Annotated in this window: 14 protein-coding genes; 4 read left to right on the top strand and 10 right to left on the bottom strand. The window is 71.9% G+C overall.

Annotation, left to right across the window (positions count from 1 at the left end; genetic code table 11):
- Positions 1-27 precede the first annotated feature (27 nt).
- The 4 genes from ACZ7L6_RS05555 to ACZ7L6_RS05570 all read right to left on the bottom strand — a co-directional run bounded on the left by ACZ7L6_RS05555 (position 28) and on the right by ACZ7L6_RS05570 (position 5,462).
- Positions 28-2,487 carry a SpoIIE family protein phosphatase gene (locus ACZ7L6_RS05555; protein ID WP_471920682.1) on the bottom strand — a complete coding sequence of 820 codons (2,460 nt, stop codon included), beginning with the start codon at positions 2,485-2,487 and terminating at the stop codon, positions 28-30.
- A gap of 307 nt (positions 2,488-2,794) precedes the next feature.
- The gene (gene rocD, locus ACZ7L6_RS05560) at positions 2,795-4,012 is read right to left on the bottom strand and encodes an ornithine--oxo-acid transaminase (RefSeq protein ID WP_471920683.1); all 1,218 of its coding nucleotides are present in this window, start codon (positions 4,010-4,012) and stop codon (positions 2,795-2,797) included.
- Positions 4,012-4,821: a dimethylargininase gene (gene ddaH / locus ACZ7L6_RS05565; protein ID WP_471920684.1), complete on the bottom strand. Its 810-nt coding sequence runs from the start codon at positions 4,819-4,821 to the stop codon at positions 4,012-4,014. Before ddaH ends, rocD begins: the two co-directional genes overlap by 1 nt.
- A 155-nt stretch (positions 4,822-4,976) precedes the next feature.
- Positions 4,977-5,462: an Lrp/AsnC family transcriptional regulator gene (locus ACZ7L6_RS05570; RefSeq protein WP_471920685.1), complete on the bottom strand. Its 486-nt coding sequence runs from the start codon at positions 5,460-5,462 to the stop codon at positions 4,977-4,979.
- 77 nt (positions 5,463-5,539) lie between these two features.
- On the opposite strand from ACZ7L6_RS05570, the gene ACZ7L6_RS05575 reads away from it, so the two are divergent.
- The 4 genes from ACZ7L6_RS05575 to ACZ7L6_RS05590 all read left to right on the top strand — a co-directional run bounded on the left by ACZ7L6_RS05575 (position 5,540) and on the right by ACZ7L6_RS05590 (position 9,712).
- Complete coding sequence (locus ACZ7L6_RS05575; protein ID WP_471920686.1) at positions 5,540-6,292, top strand: LytR/AlgR family response regulator transcription factor; 753 nt, start codon at positions 5,540-5,542, stop codon at positions 6,290-6,292.
- Positions 6,293-6,294: 2 nt separating this feature from the next.
- Complete coding sequence (locus ACZ7L6_RS05580) at positions 6,295-6,654, top strand: hypothetical protein (protein ID WP_471920687.1); 360 nt, start codon at positions 6,295-6,297, stop codon at positions 6,652-6,654.
- 21 nt (positions 6,655-6,675) lie between these two features.
- Entirely contained in the window at positions 6,676-8,388 is a 1,713-nt protein-coding gene (locus tag ACZ7L6_RS05585; RefSeq protein ID WP_471920688.1) for a sodium/solute symporter, read from the top strand.
- Positions 8,389-8,506: 118 nt separating this feature from the next.
- Entirely contained in the window at positions 8,507-9,712 is a 1,206-nt protein-coding gene (locus ACZ7L6_RS05590) for a sensor histidine kinase (protein WP_471920689.1), read from the top strand.
- Between the two features lie 3 nt (positions 9,713-9,715).
- Here the strand turns inward: ACZ7L6_RS05590 and ACZ7L6_RS05595 are convergent, their stop codons facing one another.
- The 6 genes from ACZ7L6_RS05595 to ACZ7L6_RS05620 form a co-directional block, all read right to left on the bottom strand.
- Positions 9,716-9,895 (bottom strand): hypothetical protein, encoded by a 180-nt coding sequence (locus tag ACZ7L6_RS05595; protein ID WP_398824239.1) that lies wholly within the window; start codon positions 9,893-9,895, stop codon positions 9,716-9,718.
- Positions 9,896-9,908: 13 nt separating this feature from the next.
- A complete protein-coding gene (locus tag ACZ7L6_RS05600) occupies positions 9,909-11,843 on the bottom strand; it encodes a serine/threonine-protein kinase (RefSeq protein ID WP_471920690.1) in 1,935 nt (644 codons plus the stop codon).
- 39 nt (positions 11,844-11,882) lie between these two features.
- The gene (locus ACZ7L6_RS05605; protein WP_471920691.1) at positions 11,883-13,295 is read right to left on the bottom strand and encodes a DUF6777 domain-containing protein; all 1,413 of its coding nucleotides are present in this window, start codon (positions 13,293-13,295) and stop codon (positions 11,883-11,885) included.
- A 67-nt stretch (positions 13,296-13,362) separates the two neighbouring features.
- Positions 13,363-14,313, bottom strand: a complete 951-nt coding sequence (locus ACZ7L6_RS05610; protein ID WP_471920692.1) for a cytochrome c oxidase assembly protein — start codon at positions 14,311-14,313, stop codon at positions 13,363-13,365.
- Between the two features lie 178 nt (positions 14,314-14,491).
- A complete protein-coding gene (locus ACZ7L6_RS05615; protein ID WP_471920693.1) occupies positions 14,492-15,517 on the bottom strand; it encodes a 6-phosphofructokinase in 1,026 nt (341 codons plus the stop codon).
- 214 nt (positions 15,518-15,731) lie between these two features.
- On the bottom strand, positions 15,732-16,460 hold the full coding sequence (locus ACZ7L6_RS05620) for a type 1 glutamine amidotransferase (RefSeq protein WP_398824224.1): 729 nt from the start codon (positions 16,458-16,460) through the stop codon (positions 15,732-15,734).
- Positions 16,461-16,474 lie beyond the last annotated feature (14 nt).

Consider the following 16,474-nt stretch of genomic DNA (forward strand, 5'->3'; position numbering starts at 1 on the left):
GTACCGCATCCGCGCAGATCCGGCAGGTCAGGGCGACGGATCCGTCAGGGACTGCTCGGCCCAGATGATCTTCCCCTCGGGGACGAAGCGTGTGCCCCACTGCTGGGTGAACTGGGAGACCAGCAGCAGCCCGCGCCCGCCCTCGTCGGTGGTGCGCGGATGGCGCAGGTGCGGGGCGGTGGCGCCGCCGTCGTAGACCTCGCAGAACAGTGCGCGTTCCCTGATCAGGCGCAGTCGGATGGGGCCGGCCGCGTACCGGATGGCGTTGGTGACCAGCTCGCTGACGACGAGTTCCGTCGTGAACACCAGCTCCTCCAGCCCCCACTCCGCCAGCTGCCGGGCGGCCGTCTTGCGGGCGTCGGCGACGGCGGCCGGGTCGACGGGCAGGTCCCAGTCGGCGACCTGCTCCTCGCCGAGGAGGCGGGTACGGGCCATGAGCAGGGCCACGTCGTCGTGCGGGCGGTCGGGGACCAGGGCGTCGACCACCGTCCGGCAGCGCAGGTCGAGCGAGCCCGCACGCTGCTCCAGGGCCCGCCGCAGCCGGCCGCGGTCGGCGTCCACGGCCCAGTCGTCCCCGCCGGCCAGCAGCCCGTCGGTGTGCAGGGCCAGCGTGCTGCCCGCCGCCAGGGCCAGCTCCACCGACTCGAAGGGGGGACCGCCCACGCCGAGCGGCGGGCCCTGCGGGAGGTCGACGAAGGTGACCGAGCCGTCGGGCATGACGACGGCGGGCGCCGGATGGCCCGCGGCCGCCATGGTGCACGAACCGTCGACCGGGTCGTAGACGACGTACACGCACCCGGACCCCACGCCCTGCGCGCTGTCGGACTCCTCCTCGCCCGGCTCGACGCCCTCCTCGCGGGCCGACCGGGCGACCAGGTCGTCGAGATGGGCCAGCACCTCCTCGGGCGGCAGATCCAGCGCGGCGAGAGTCCGTACGGCCGTCCGCAGCCGCCCCATCGCCGCCGCGGCGTCGATGCCGTGTCCGGGCACCTCGCCCACCACGAGGGCGACGCGGGCGCCCGACAGCGGGATGACGTCGTACCAGTCGCCGCCGAGGCCGGTCAGCTCGTCGGCCGGCCGGTAGCAGGCGGAGACCTCCACCGCGTCCTGCTCCGGCAGCCGGTGCGGCAGCAGGCTGCGCTGCAGGACCAGCGCCGCGTCGCGCTCGCGGGTGTAGCGCCGGGCGTTGTCGACACAGACGGCGGCGCGTGAGACGAGGTCCTCGGCCAGGTTCAGGTCGTCCTCCTCGAAGGCCTCCTGGCGGTGGGTGCGGAAGAAGGTCGTGACGCCCAGGGTGACGCCCCGAGCGCGGATCGGCACGATCATCACGCTGTGCAGGCCCAGTTCGAGGAAGATGGCGGCCCGGCCGCCGCGCGCGTGCTGGGCCCATGCCTCGCCGAGCGGGTCGAGTTTCTCCTCGCGCCAGGACTTGCCCGTCCTGAGGCAGCGGATCGGAGGCGACTGCGCCGGATAGGTGACCACCGCGCCGATGTCGACGACGGTCACCGGCACGCTTCCGTTGACCGACCCGTATCCCGCCCGGCGCAGCGGCACCGGATCGGTGTCGCTCAGCGGGCCCGCCGCGGGCTCGCCGCCCCGCAGCACCGACTCCAGCAGGTCCACGGTGACGAGGTCGGCGAGTCCCGGCACGGCCACGTCCGCCAGTTCCTGGGCGGTGAGCGTGATGTCGAGGGTGCGGCCGATGCGCTCGCCGGCGCGGTCGAGGAGGGCCAGTCGCTGTCGGGCGCGGTGGCGGTCGGAGATGTCCTCCACCGTGTAGTACACGCCGGTGGGGTGGCCGTGGCCGTCGTCGAGCCGGGTGAACGACATCATGTGCGCGGTCTCGCGCAGCGGGGCGGAGCGTGCGTGGCCGACGTGCTCGTAGCCGACGATCGGTTCGCCGGTCGCCAGGACCTGGCGCATCTGGGCCTCGATGGACTCGGAGTCCAGGCCGGGCTGGATGTCCGCGAGGCGCATACCGAGCCGGTGGGGCGGGGGGCCGCCGCCGAACTGGGCGAGGGCCGCGTTCGACCAGACGAAGCGCAGGTTCGTGTCGACGATGGCTATGCCGACGGGAGAGCGGGCGACCATCTGCTCCAGGGTGTGGCGGCTCATGTCCCAGCCGTGGGCGTCACCGAGCTCCGACAGGAGCACGAGCCAGTGCGAGGGCTCCTGGCTGTCGAGCGTGGGCGTGATGCGCACCATGAGCCTCACGGGAGCTCCGTTGCGGTGCCGGGCCGTGAGCAGCCCAGCCCAGCCGCCCTCCGCACGGCACCGTTCGATGACTTCCGGGACCCGCCCGGCGTCCTCCGCACTGAACAGCTCGGCGATGTGCCTGCCCACCGCCTCGGAGGCCGCGTAGGCCAGCAGCCGCTGCGCGTCCCTGGTCCACCCCGTCACCAGGCCGTGCGCGTCGAGCAGCAGAGGCGCGGCGTCCGCCACGTCGAACCCCTGCCTGGCTACGCCCTGCTCCTCGTGTGTGCCCACGGCCGACCTCTCTGTCGCTGAGAGCGGTCTACCACCTCTTGTCCCCATCTTCACCCTTCCGGGCAACGCCGCCTCTCTGCGGGGTCCGGGTGGGGGCGGGGCGGGCGTGTGCCTTCAGCCCGTCCGGCGTTTGAGGACGAGGCCCCTTCAGGGCCGAAGCGGGGTCTGGGGCGGCAGCCCCAGCGGGGTCCAGGGGCGGAGCCCCTGCCGGGGTCGAAGGGGCGGAGCCCCTGGGGATGGGAACGGGTAAGGGCGGCGGGGGCGAAACGAACTCACCGCCCCCGCCGCGTGCCGGACGCCGCCGCGGTCAGGCCAGAACCTTCTCCAGCGCCCCCAGCGCCCCCTGCAACTCCTCCACAGTGATCGTCAGCGGCGGAGCCAGCCGGATCGTCGAGCCGTGGGTGTCCTTGACCAGCACGCCCTCCCGCAGGAGCCGCTCGCCGATCTCGCGCCCCGTGCCGAACGCCGGGTCGATGTCGACGCCCGCCCACAGACCCCGCGCCCGGAAGCCGACGACGCCCTTGCCGACCAGGGCCGACAGACCGCCCCGCAGGACCACGCCCAGCTCGGCGGCCCGGCGCTGGAACTCGCCCGTCTCCAGGAGCTCGACCACCGCCGTGCCGACCGCGGCGGCCAGCGGATTGCCGCCGAAGGTCGAGCCGTGCTCGCCCGGCCGCAGCACCCCGAGCACGTCCCGCCGGGCCACCACCGCGGACACCGGCACGATGCCGCCGCCCAGCGCCTTGCCGAGGAGAACGACATCCGGGACGACGCCCTCGTGCTCGACGGCGAGCGTACGGCCCGTACGGCCGAGGCCCGACTGGATCTCGTCGGCGATGAACAGACAGCCCTTGCGGCGGGTCAGCTCCCGCACTCCGGCCAGGTAGCCGTCGTCGGGGATGACGACGCCCGCCTCGCCCTGGATCGGTTCCAGCAGCACCGCCGCCGTCGTCTCGTCGACCGCCGCCTCCAGCGCCGCCAGGTCGTTGTACGGCACGATCCGGAAGCCGGGCGTGAAGGGGCCGAAGCCCTGCCGTGCCGTCTCGTCCGTGGAGAACGACACGATCGTCGTCGTACGGCCGTGGAAGTTCTCCGCGGCGACCACGATCGTCGCCTGATCGGCCGGGACGCCCTTCACCTCGTACGCCCACTTGCGGGCCACCTTTATGCCGCTCTCCACCGCCTCGGCGCCCGTGTTCATCGGCAGCACCATGTCGAGGCCCGTCAGCTCCGCCAGCCGTTCGGCGAACTCGGCGAGGCGGTCGTTGTGGAACGCCCGGGAGGTCAGGGTCAGCCGGTCCAGCTGGCGGTGCGCCGCCTCGATCAGCGCCGGGTGGCGGTGGCCGAAGTTCAGCGCCGAGTAGCCGGCCAGCATGTCCAGGTAGCGGCGGCCCTCCACGTCCTCCACCCAGGTGCCCTCGGCGCGGGCGACGACCACGGGCAGCGGATGGTAGTTGTGCGCCAGGACCGGCTCCTCGGCGCGGATCAGGTCGGCGGACGAGCGGGTGGTGACGGGAGCGGTCATCAGCGGATCTCCTGGGTGCAGCACTTGATGCCGCCGCCGGCCTTGCGGAACTCCGACAGGTCGACGGGGACGGGGACATAGCCGCGGTCGGCGAGGGCGGAGGACAGGGCCTCGGCCTGGGGCGCGATGAAGACGTTGCGGCCGTCGGACACGGAGTTCAGGCCGAACGCCAGCGCGTCCTCGCGGGTCGCGAGCACCGCGTCCGGGTACAGCCGCGCGAGCACCTCACGGCTGCCCGGCGAGAACGCCTCGGGGTAGTACGCGATGTTGTCGTCGTCGAGCACGAACAGTGCCGTGTCCAGGTGGTAGAAGCGCGGATCCACCAGCGTCAGGCTGATCACCGGGTGGCCGAAGAACTCCTGCACCTCACGATGCGCCTCGCGGGTCGTACGGAACCCGGTGCCGGCCAGGACGTACCGGCCCGTCCAGACCAGGTCGCCCTCACCCTCGCACACGGACTCGGGGCGGTACACGTCGTAGCCCGCCGCCTTGAACCAGGTGTCGTAGTGCGTGGACTCGGGGCGCCGCTCGGGCGCGTGGAAGAGGGAGCCGAAGACACGGCCGTCGACGACGACCGCCGAGTTCGCCGCGAAAACCATGTCCGGCAGGCCGGGGGCGGGCTCCACCGCGTCGACGGTGTGGCCGTGGGTCCGGTATGCGCTGATCAGCGCCTGCCACTGCGCCTGGGCCAGGTCGACGTCGACGGGGGCGTCGGGACGCATCCAGGGGTTGATCGCGTACTGCACGGCGAAGTGTCTGGGTTCGCAGACGAGAAACCGCCGCCGGCGCGGCACACGCGTTTCGGTCACAGAGGGTTTCCTCCGCTTCCTGAGAGTGTCGACTGAGGGTTGACACCAAGGTAGAAAGCGCCGAATACGAGCGACAAGGAAGAAATATTGCGTGTCCGCGCAGGAACGCTGCGAAATTTTCCCGGCAGACGCAGCGTTGATGCGCGCCGCCAGGTTTACTCCGGCGCCGGCTGGCTCGCGCCCGCCTCCGGGCTCTCCGGGAGCAGATGGGACAGCACCATCACGCTGATCGTCTTGCGGATGAACGGCTCGACGCGAATCCGCTCCAGCACCTCCTCGAAGTGCTCCACGTCCCGCGCCCGCACATGCAGCAGCGCGTCCGCGCCCCCGGTCACCGTCATCGCCGCGGTGATCTCCGGATGGTTGCGGACCACCTCGGCGAGCCGTCGCGGCGGGGCGGCGCCCTCGCAGTACACCTCGACGTACGCCTCCGTACGCCAGCCCAGCGCCGACGGCTTGACCGTGGCCGTGAACCCGGTGATCACGCCCGTGTCCCGCAGCCGGTCCACGCGCCGCTTGACCGCCGTCGAGGACAGCCCCACGGCCGCGCCGATCTCGGCGAAGCTCGTCCTGGCGTTCGCCATCAGCGCGGTGATGATCTTCCGGTCGAGCTCGTCGAACGGCGGGGGCGTGCTGTGCATGGCGGCACTGTATCCAGCGGGAACTGCACACGTAGGCACGTGTGCAGGCGTACGAATTGCTCCTACACTCCGGGTTCATGCTGCGCGCCCTGGCTGTCGACGACGAACGCCCCTCGCTGGAGGAGCTCCTCTACCTCCTGAACGCCGATCCACGCATCGGCACCGCGGAGGGCGCCGGCGACGCGACCGAGGCGCTGCGCCGGATCAACCGCGCCCTGGAGTCGGGGCCCGGCGGGCCCGAGGCGATCGACGTCGTCTTCCTCGACATCAACATGCCCGGCCTCGACGGCCTCGACCTGGCCCGGCTGCTCACCGGCTTCGCCAACCCGCCGCTCGTCGTGTTCGTCACCGCCCACGAGGACTTCGCCGTCCAGGCCTTCGACCTCAAGGCCGTCGACTACGTCCTAAAGCCCGTCCGCAAGGAACGCCTGGCGGAGGCCGTCCGCCGAGCCGCCGAGCTCAGGGACACCGCCGCCCCGCGCATACCCGTGAGCGAACCCGACCCCGACCACATACCCGTCGAGCTCGGCGGCGTGACCCGCTTCGTCGCCGTCGACGACATCACCCACGTCGAGGCCCAGGGCGACTACGCCCGCCTGCACACCGACAAGGGCAGCCACCTCGTCCGCATCCCCCTGTCCACCCTGGAGGAGCGCTGGCGCTCGCGCGGCTTCGTCCGCATCCACCGCCGCCATCTCGTCGCCCTGCGCCACGTCGGCGAGCTCCGCCTGGACGCGGGCACCGTCAGCGTCATGGTCGGCGCCGAGGAACTCCAGGTCAGCCGCCGGCACGCGCGCGAGCTGCGCGACCTGCTCATGAGGAGGCCGTGACGATGCCCCAGAACCCCACCGAACGCCGCGTCGTCGTCACCGGCCCGCCCCGGCGGGTGCGCCGGGTCTCCGGCTACTACCGCCCCCGCACCGAGATCGACGAGCAGACCACCCTCGGCCACACCTACGTCCGCTCCCTGATGCGCACCCAACTGCGCACCGCCCTCGCCGTCTTCGCCGTCCTCGGCCTGCTCGTCGGCCCCCTGCCCCTGCTCTTCGCCGCGATGCCGGACGCCCGCCACCTCGAATGGGCCGTCCTCGGCTTCGGCCTCTACGCACCGCTGGTCCTGCTGGCCCGCTGGTTCGTGCGGCGCGCGGAGCGCAACGAACGGGACTTCGTACGGCTCGTCGAAGACCGTTGAGTCAGAAGAGCGAACAGGCCCGTGAACTCCAGCTACGCCGTCCCCGCCGTCGCCCTCGTCGTCCTGGCGACCGTCCTCGTCGGCGCCTTCGGCCTGCGCATCTCCCGCACCACCTCCGACTTCTACGTCGCTTCCCGCACCGTCGGCCCCCGCCTCAACGCGGCCGCGATCAGCGGCGAGTACCTGTCCGCCGCCTCCTTCCTCGGCATCGCCGGCCTGGTCCTCGTGCAGGGCCCCGACATGCTCTGGTACCCGGTCGGCTATACGGCCGGATACCTCGTCCTGCTGCTCTTCGTCGCCGCCCCGCTGCGCCGCTCCGGCGCCTACACCCTCCCCGACTTCGCCGAGGCCCGCCTCTCCTCGCAGGCGGTACGGCGACTCGCGGGCGCCTTCGTCGTCGGCACCGGCTGGCTGTATCTGCTGCCCCAACTCCAGGGCGCCGGGCTGACGTTGACCGTGCTGACGGGCGCGCCCGACTCGCTCGGCGGGCTGATCGTCGCGGTCGTCGTGGTCGCCATCGTCGCCGCAGGCGGCATGCGCAGCATCACCTTCGTGCAGGCCTTCCAGTACTGGCTCAAACTCACCGCCCTGCTGGTCCCCGCGCTCTTCCTGGTCCTCGCCTGGCAGGGCGACGGCGCCCCCCGCCACGCCTTCGACGAACCGGCGACCTTCCGCGAGCACAGCGTCGTCCGCGTCGACGACACCCTCGACGTGAAGCTCGACCGCCCGCTGACCGTCACCGTGAACGGCACGATCGACGGCCGCACCCACGAAGAGAAGCAACTCCGCCTCCCCGCCGGCACCCACCGCATCGAGAGCGGCACCCGCCTCACCTTCGCGCAGGGCGCCGAGGTCCCCGAACCCGACCACCGGGCGGGCGGCGGCCTGTCGCCCTCACAGGCCGAGAACCGCGGCGAACGCCCGCTGTACGCCACGTACGGACTGATCCTCGCCACCTTCCTCGGCACCATGGGCCTGCCGCACGTCGTCGTCCGCTTCTACACGAGCCCGCACGGTGTCGCCGCCCGCCGCACCACCGTCGCCGTGCTCGGCCTGATCGGCGCCTTCTACCTCCTGCCGCCGGTCTACGGCGCCCTCGGCCGCCTCTACGCCCCCGAACTCACCCTCACCGGCGACGCGGACGCCGCCGTCCTCCTGCTGCCCGACCGCATGATCGGCGGGCTGGGCGGCGACCTGCTCGGCGCGCTGGTCGCGGGCGGCGCCTTCGCCGCGTTCCTGTCCACGGCGTCGGGCCTGACCATGGCCGTCGCGGGCGTGCTCACCCAGGACGTCCTCCCGTCCCGGGGCGTACGGCACTTCCGGCTGGGCACCGTCCTCGCCATGGCCGTCCCGCTCGCCGCGAGCGTCCTGGTCGGCGGGCTGCCGGTCGCCGACGCGGTGGGCCTCGCCTTCGCCGTGTCGGCGTCGTCCTTCTGCCCGCTGCTCGTCCTCGGCATCTGGTGGCGGCGGCTGACCCCGCCCGGCGCGGCCGCCGGGATGCTGGTGGGCGGCGGCTCGGCGCTGCTCGCCGTCGCCGCGACCATGGCCGGATTCCCGGGCTCAGGGGCCCTGCACGCGCTGCTCGCCTGGCCCGCCCTGTGGTCGGTGCCGCTGGGCTTCCTCACGATGATGCTGGTGTCCCTGGCCACCCCGGGCCGGGTGCCGGCCGGGACGGCGGCGATCCTGGCGCGGTTCCATCTGCCGGAGGAGCTGCGGGCGGAGGTGAAGGGATGAGGGAGCTCAACGCCGGGCGGCGCGTGGTGGTGACCGTTGAGGGAGCTCATCACCGCACGGCGCGAGGTGGTTGCGGTGTGAGCGGGTTCATCACCGGACAGCGCGGGGCGGTGGCGGCATGAGCGGGTTCATCGCGGGCCTGTGCGTGGCGATCCTCCCGCTGCTCGCCGCCGGGTTCTGGCTCGGCCGGCGCACGGCCCGACCCGAGAACCGCGGCGGCCTCGGCACGCCGGTCGAGCACGCCACCTTCGAGACCCTGCACACCGCGTCCCTCGCCGCACCCCCGCTGCGCGCCGGCCTCACCGAGGAGACCGCCCGCAAGTCGGCCCGCAGACTGCGCTCACTCCTCGGCACCGACGCGCTGTGCCTGACCGATCAGAAGCAGGTCCTCGTCTGGGACGGCGTCGGCGGTCATCACCGCACCGAGATCATGGAACTGCTCGCCGGACCGCTGGAGTCGGGCCGCGGCGAGGCCTTCCCGCTCACCTGCGACACCCCCGACTGCCCGGTGCGCTGGGCGGTCGTCGCCCCGCTCACCGTCGACGACCGGGTCCACGGAGCCCTCGTCGCCTGCGCGCCCCGGGAGTCGGCGGTGCTCGTGCGCGCGGCGGGCGAGGTGGCACGCTGGGTGTCCGTGCAGCTGGAGCTGGCCGACCTCGACCAGTCCCGCACCCGTCTGATCGAGGCCGAGATCAAGGCGCTGCGGGCCCAGATCTCCCCGCACTTCATCTTCAACTCGCTCGCGGTCATCGCCAGCTTCGTCCGCACGGACCCCGAGCGCGCCCGTGAACTGCTCCTGGAGTTCGCCGACTTCACCCGCTACTCCTTCCGCAGGCACGGCGACTTCACCACCCTCGCCGACGAACTCCACGCCATCGACCACTACCTGGCGCTCGTCCGGGCACGCTTCGGCGACCGCCTCTCCGTCACCCTCCAGATCGCCCCGGAGGTGCTGCCGGTCGCCCTGCCCTTCCTGTGCCTGCAGCCGCTCGTAGAGAACGCCGTCAAGCACGGCCTGGAGGGCAAGGCCGACAAGTGCCACATCCAGATCACCGCCCAGGACACCGGCGCCGAGGCCCTCGTCGTCATCGAGGACGACGGCGCCGGAATGGACCCCGTCCTGCTGCGCCGCATCCTCGCCGGTGAGGTCAGCCCGTCGGGCGGTATCGGGCTGTCGAACGTCGACGACCGGCTCCGGCAGGTCTACGGCGACGACTACGGCCTCGTGATCGAGACCGCCGTAGGGGCAGGCATGAAGGTCACCGCCCGGCTGCCGAAGTACCAGCCGGGGGTGCATTCCGCAGGGCGGCTCACCCGGGGGTGAGGCTCAGGTACTGCGGCTGACGACCATCCCCAGCGTGATCAGCCCCAGCACCACCCACCCGAACCACAGCCAGCCATTGCTCCCGAGCGCCACCGTGTAGGCCGTCACCACGACGAGTCCGCCGACGGTGACCACCCCCATCGCCTTCGTAGAACCGTCCGTAGAACCGCTAGAACCGGGCATCGCAACACCCTCCTCATGGTTCGTCCCCCTCCATGGTGCCCCCGTTCTGCTTCCGTACGGTGCACACGACAAAATGAGTGCCGTTCTTCCAGGACCCCTCGCTCGTCCAGGAACCGGCCGTGTAGACGGAAGGGTCGAAGCCGTAGTCACGCGGCGGCACGTTCCGGGCGCACGCCGTGTCCGATTCGGTGCGCGCCTCGGTCGGCGTGACATCGGCGCCCAGACGGGTGAACCCGAGCACCTGCTCGTCGTGCGGATCGGCGCAGGACACCAGGCGGGCGTCCCTGGGGGAGCGGACGTCCAGACAGTCCCGTCGCTGCATGGTCGCCGTGTCGGCGAAGGCCGCCCCCATCTCGCGGTGCCCGCCCAGCGGCCCGAACACCGGCCCGTGCGCGCCCAGCACCAGACAGGCGGTGCGCCGCCCGGCCGCCTCGAACCCCGCCTCGGTCGGTACGACGGCGAGGCTGCGGACGTCCGCGAGCCTCCCGCGGAGCTCCTCGGTCCGCTCCTCGCACGCCGCCGGCCCCTCCGCACGCGCCTCGGCGGCGGACGCGGCGGCGACGAAGGCCATGACCTGCCCGTCGGGTGCCTTCTCCCCGCAACTCGGATCCAGACTCAGCCGAGGCGTGCCCTGGAACGCGGCGCCGGGCCAGTCGGCGAGCACGCAGTCACCGTCCCTCAGCGGCTTGCCGAGACCCACGGAGGCGCCGTACGGCTGCTCCGCCGCCTTGGTGTCCGGCTGCTGGGTCATGGCGTACCAGACGCCTGTCCCCGCGAGCGCCAGCCCGAGGAGGCCGGCGAGGACCGCGTGGAGGATGCGGGGGCGGGTGCGGGGCTGCCTGCCGGGTCCCGGGCCGCCGAAGGCCTGGGGCCCGCCGGGCTGCTCCGGGAGGGAGTATCCGGAAGGCGAGGCGAAGCCCTGTGCGGCGCCGCCGGGCCGACCGGCTGCTTCGGACAGCCGCTGCGCGGCGGGGGGCAGGGAGCCGAACCCCGCCGCGTCGGGCGCGGGTCGCGGGGGCGGCGCGCCGTCCCAGTGGGGCTGCGAGCCGAGGTCGGTCTGGGTCCGTGCGTACGCGTCGACCTCCGGCGTGACGATCCGCGACAGCGCCGCCTCCGCCTGAGCTGCGGACATCCGCCGTGCCGGGTCCTTCTCCAGCAACGCCCGCAGTACGGGGCCCAGCGCACCGGCCCGCGCGGCCGGGTGGGGCTCCTCATTGACCACCGCAGTGAGCTCCGCCAGATGCGACTCGCGGTCGAAGGGACCCCGGCCCTCGAGGCCGTAGTACAGCGTGCAACCCAGCGAGAACAGATCGGTGGCCGGCGTGGGCGCCCCGCCCGTGACCCGCTCCGGCGCCAGATAGCCCGACGTGCCCACGAGGACCGACGCCAGCGTGTACCGCGTCTCCCCGGCGTCCGGCTGCACCGAGATTCCGTAGTCGGTGAGCAGCACCCTGCCGTACGGCGCCCCGGTGCGGTCCGGCGCCAGCAGGATGTTCGCCGGCTTCACGTCCCGGTGCATGACGCCCCGCTGGTGCCCGGCGGTCAGCGCGTCGAGCACGGCGAGCCCGACGCGGGCGCACTCCGCGGGCGCCAGCGGGCCGCGCCGGTCGACCAGGTCACGGAGGTTGACGGCGCCCGCCACGTACTCCATGACGATCCACGGCAGGCCTTCGTGCTCCAGCACGTCGTGCACGGTCACCACATGCGGATGCCCGCGCAGCCCCGCCGCGTGACGGGCCTCGGCGCGGGCGCGGGCCACCCGGGCCTCACGCTCGTCGGCCTCGGCCGGGTCCCGGAACACGATCTCCTTCAGCGCGACCTCACAGGCGAGTCTCTGGTCGTGGGCGAGCCAGACATGGCCCATGCCGCCGCTGCCGAGCCGGTTCAGCAGCAGATAACGGCCGGCGATGATCCGGCCCACTCCCGACGTCGGTGATCCTGAAGGCATCCGGTGACTCCCGGGTTCTGCGGGGGCGATGCGTGGCTGCTAGGCGGTCGTGCTCGCGGTGGGCCCGTCGGCGGAGGGCACGCCGGTCGCCGGTTCCGTCGTGGCGGGCGCGCTCGTCCTGGGCGGCGGGGCGCTGCTGGTGGGCGGGGCGCTCGTGGTCTGCGGGGGTGCGCTGGTCGTGGGCGGGGGAGGTGAGCCGGCCGCGGGCGGGGGCGGCGAGCCGGTCGTGGGGTCCTTGGTCGACGGGGGTGGCGTGGAGCCGGCCGGCGGAGCGGAGGAGGGCGGCGCCGTCGAGGACGGGGGTTTGCTCGTGGGTCCGTGGGTGGCAGGCCCGGAGCTGCCGGGTGCGGAACTGCCGGGACCGGAGGGCGAGGGCGGCGGAGTCGAGGACGTGCCGGAAGCCGGGGGAGTGGACCCCACACCGGAGGACCCGCCGGCGGACCCCTTGGAGGACCCGCTGGAGGAGCCACCGGAAGACCCGTCGGCCGTCGTCCCCCCGGCCACACTCAACGTCACGTACTCCCCGAACCGCAGCTTGCTCCCGGCCGGCGGATCCGATGCCGTGACCCGGGCGTCGTCCGGCGGCAGCCCTCCACCCCCGAAGGCGACGGCCAGCCCCGTGTCGGCCAGCTTCCGGCTCGCCTGCCCGAACGTCGTCCCGGCGAGGTGGGGCACGGCGCGCCGCTCACGCGTGTCGAACGTGCTGTCGTCATCACCCGTGGTGCCGACGGGACGGTTGATTCCCCGATCGGGTTCCTCGACGTCGACGAGAGCGAGCCGCTCCACTGTCCGCGCCGCGGGACGTACGGCCACCACGGTCGACTTCTCGTAGCCTTTCCACTCCTCGTTACGGTCGTCGAACTCGACCTTTATCCGAGTCGTGTCACCCTCGAAGGGCCGCAGCGGATTTCCGCACGAGCACTTCACGGCGGGAAGGCCTTCCGCATCGACGAGAATTGCGATTCCCGCCTGAAGCAGTGCGTTGAAGGGGGCGGCCTTTCCCTTCTTGTAGTCGTGATTCTGCACGAGCGTGTCGTGGCGCAGGAGAACAGGTGTGAGGCGGTCGAGATAATCCGGAATCTCGGCCGTTGAGATCGCGAGCGCCGCTGCCCACGCCTGTGCCTTCCGCTCATTGGCGGGCTCGGTGAGAAACCCCTCGAGCCGTACGACATCACAGATCGTCGGCTGCTTCGAACCCCCGTACAGACCAGGAGTGTCGCCCTGCTGCAGACCTCCGTGCGCCGACTGCGCCCGGACCTGCTGGTCCCGTCCCAGCCCCTGGTCCTCGTCGAAGAAGGGCGCGAGCGACGGAACTCCCGCGGCGACGGCCTTCACCACGAACAACGGAACGTCCCGATCGCACCCGGTGAGCGCCAGAACGAGGACCAACAGGACGGCGATCCTCCGAATCGCCCAATTCCCGGACCTGTGTACGAAAACGCGAAGCGTCATTACCGCTCCCCCCGGCGGTTCCCCCGACGCGCTTCATGCTACTGAAAGGCGAAGCCTTTCGGTTTCCTCAGTTTCCACGTGCGTTCAATGAGGCCAAATAGGCGTTGTACGCCTCGAGTTCCTTGTCGCCGTCCCGGTCGGCGGCCCGGTCCTTGCGCCGGGCCTGCCGCTGCTCCGAGCGGTACCACTGGAACAGCAGCGCGATCAGCACCAGCACGGACGGAATCTCACTGAACGCCCAGGCGATGCCGCCGGCCGCGTTCTGGTCGGAGAGCGCTTCGATGCCGAGCGAGGCGGGCGGGTTCTTGAACGTCTCGACCATCGGCTCCGACGCCATCATCAACGCGATACCGAAGAACGCGTGGAACGGCATGCCCGCGAACAGCTCCAGCATCCGCATCAGATACCCCGGCCGGTGCGGACCGGGATCCACGCCGATGATCGGCCAGAAGAACACCACACCCACGGCGAGGAAGTGCACCATCATCGCGATGTGCCCGGTCTTGGAGCCCATCAGGAAGTCGAAGAGCGGCGTGAAATACAGGGCGTACAGGCTGGCGATGAACAGCGGAATGGTGAACGCCGGATGCGTGATGATCCGCATGTACCGGCTGTGCAGCAGGGCCAGCAACCACTCCCGCGGCCCCTTGCGCCCGCGCCCTGCCGGCGGCAGCGCCCGCAGCGCCAGCGTGACGGGTGCGCCGAGCAGGATGAAGATCGGCGACAGCATGCTGATCACCATGTGCTGCACCATGTGCACGCTGAACATGACCATGCCGTAGTCGTTCAGCCCGGTGCACATGACGAGCATCACGGACAGCACACCGACGACATACGAGACGGTCCGCCCCACGGGCCACGCGTCCCCACGCCGCCGCAGCCGCACGACCCCCCACGCGTACAGCGCGAGCCCGACCAGGCAGGCGACGAGAAAGAACGGGTCGGCCGACCACTGAAGCCCCCGCCCCAGCGTGAACGGCGGCAAATCCATGATCATGCCGTGCCCGCTGTGATCCATTCGCCGGCTCCTGATTCGTGGGGGTTGTGCAAATCTGTCCGCCCACAAGAGTAGGACTGCCCCCGGTCACGGATGCGACCGGGGGCAGCGCAGCCAACCCAGGGGCGCGGGGAACTGCGCGACAAGCCACACACAACCCGCACCCGGCGACGAGACAATCACCCCTACGGGGAGTCCCCTAAAGCACGCACTCCGCTTCGTCGTACCGCTCCGCAGGAACCGTCTTCAACGTCTCCACGGCCTCAGCCAGCGGCACCATCACGATGTCGGTCCCCTGAAGCGCGGTCATGTGACCGAACTCCCCCCGGTGCACCGCCTCCACCGCATGCCACCCGAACCGGGTAGCCAGCACCCGGTCATACGCCGTGGGCGTACCGCCCCGCTGCACATGCCCGAGGATCACCGGCCGCGCTTCCTTGCCGAGCCGTTCCTCCAGCTCGATGGACAGCTGACGGGCGATCCCGGCGAACCGCTCGTGCCCGTAGATGTCCTTGCCGCCCTCGTCGAAGTCCATGGAGCCGGGCCGCGGCTTGGCCCCCTCGGCCGCCACGACGATCGCGAAGCGCTTCCCCGCCTCGAACCGCTGACCGACCCGCTTCGCCAACTCCTCGATGTCGAAGGGCCGTTCCGGTACGACGATGGCGTGCGCGCCGGCCGCCATGCCGGAGTGCAGCGCGATCCAGCCGGTGTGGCGCCCCATGACCTCGACCACGAGGACCCGCTGGTGGGACTCGGCCGTGGTCTTGAGCCGGTCGAGGGCCTCGGTCGCCACGCCCACGGCCGTGTCGAAACCGAAGGTGACGTCCGTGACGGCGATGTCGTTGTCGATCGTCTTCGGCACACCCACGACGGGCAGGCCGCTGTCCGACATCAGCCGGGCCGCCTTGAGCGTGCCCTCGCCGCCGATCGGGATGATCGCGTCGAGGCCGAGCTCCTCGAGGTGGCCCTTGGCCCGCTCCACACCGTCCCGCAGATGGGAGGGCTGGACCCGGGAGGAGCCGAGAATCGTGCCGCCGCGAGCCAGGATGCCGCTCACCGCGTCGAGGTCGAGCTTGAGGTAGTCGCACTCCAGGAGGCCCTTCCAGCCGTCCCGGAAGCCGATGACCTCGTCGCCGTGGTCGACGACGGCGCGGTGCACGACGGACCGGATGACGGCGTTCAGGCCGGGGCAGTCGCCGCCGGACGTGAGGACACCAATGCGCATAGCCCGAAAAACCTTCTCAACGTGGGCCGGGACCGGACCACGTTGTCCGGCTCGAATCCCCGCCACCCTAGCGGCATCAGGGGGCGGGGCCGAAGCGTGCGTCCGCCTGCTGGACGACCCCGCTCACCTGTGCGGACGGGCCGTCAGACGGGCTGGTCGGAGCGGGCCGGCAGCCAGCTGCGCGAGCCGGCGGGCAGGCTGCTGAGCAGCTGTGTCACGCAGGCTGCTGGGCAGCCGCGATGCGCTCGTTGCGCAGCGCCTCGTACCAGCGGTCGTCGGTCGGCGGCAGCGCGTTCACGTCGAGCGCCAGCTTCAGCAGCAGGTCCGCGATCTGCGGGTTCCGCGCCAGCACCGGGCCGTGCATGTACGTACCGAAGACGGTGTCGTTGTACGCCCCCTCGGTGCCGTCGCCCGTGCCGTTGCCGTTGCCGAAGCGGACCTGGGCGAGGGGGCGGGCGGTGGGGCCGAGGTGGGTGACGCCCTGGTGGTTCTCGAAGCCGGTCAGCGGCGGCAGGCCGAGCCGCGGGTCGATGTCGGCGAGCACGTCACCGACGCACCGCGCCCCCTCACCGCGCACGGACACCACGTCGATCAGACCGAGGCCCGGCTCACGCTGACCGAGGTCGTTGATGAACTCGTGGCCGAGGATCTGATAGCCGGCGCACACCGAGAACACGATCGCGCCGTTCTCGACGGCCCGGTGCAGACCGCCGTCCCGGCGCAGCCGCTCGGCCGCCAGCCGCTGTGGACGGTCCTCACCGCCGCCGATCAGGTAGATGTCGCCGGAGGTCGGGATCGGCTGGTCGCTGCGCACGTCGAGGCGGGCCACGTCGAGGCCGCGCTGCCGGGCCCGGCGCTCGACGACGAGGACGTTGCCCTGGTCGCCGTAGGTGCTGAGCAGGTCCGGGTAGACCCAGACGACCCGCAGTTGGTTGTCGCTCACTTAAAGTCCCCTGA

Source organism: Streptomyces sp. NPDC107522, from assembly GCF_055657525.1.

What these genes read in the sequence shown, in the direction of transcription:
- rocD (WP_471920683.1), bottom strand. Translation starts at nt 4,012, where the DNA reads ATGACCGCTCCCGTCACCACCCGCTCGTCCGCCGACCTGATCCGCGCC.
- ACZ7L6_RS05570 (WP_471920685.1), bottom strand. Translation starts at nt 5,462, where the DNA reads ATGCACAGCACGCCCCCGCCGTTCGACGAGCTCGACCGGAAGATCATC.
- ACZ7L6_RS05575 (WP_471920686.1), top strand. Translation starts at nt 5,540, where the DNA reads ATGCTGCGCGCCCTGGCTGTCGACGACGAACGCCCCTCGCTGGAGGAG.
- ACZ7L6_RS05580 (WP_471920687.1), top strand. Translation starts at nt 6,295, where the DNA reads ATGCCCCAGAACCCCACCGAACGCCGCGTCGTCGTCACCGGCCCGCCC.
- ACZ7L6_RS05590 (WP_471920689.1), top strand. Translation starts at nt 8,507, where the DNA reads ATGAGCGGGTTCATCGCGGGCCTGTGCGTGGCGATCCTCCCGCTGCTC.
- ACZ7L6_RS05595 (WP_398824239.1), bottom strand. Translation starts at nt 9,895, where the DNA reads ATGCCCGGTTCTAGCGGTTCTACGGACGGTTCTACGAAGGCGATGGGG.
- ACZ7L6_RS05600 (WP_471920690.1), bottom strand. Translation starts at nt 11,843, where the DNA reads ATGCCTTCAGGATCACCGACGTCGGGAGTGGGCCGGATCATCGCCGGC.
- ACZ7L6_RS05605 (WP_471920691.1), bottom strand. Translation starts at nt 13,295, where the DNA reads ATGACGCTTCGCGTTTTCGTACACAGGTCCGGGAATTGGGCGATTCGG.
- ACZ7L6_RS05610 (WP_471920692.1), bottom strand. Translation starts at nt 14,313, where the DNA reads ATGGATCACAGCGGGCACGGCATGATCATGGATTTGCCGCCGTTCACG.
- ACZ7L6_RS05615 (WP_471920693.1), bottom strand. Translation starts at nt 15,517, where the DNA reads ATGCGCATTGGTGTCCTCACGTCCGGCGGCGACTGCCCCGGCCTGAAC.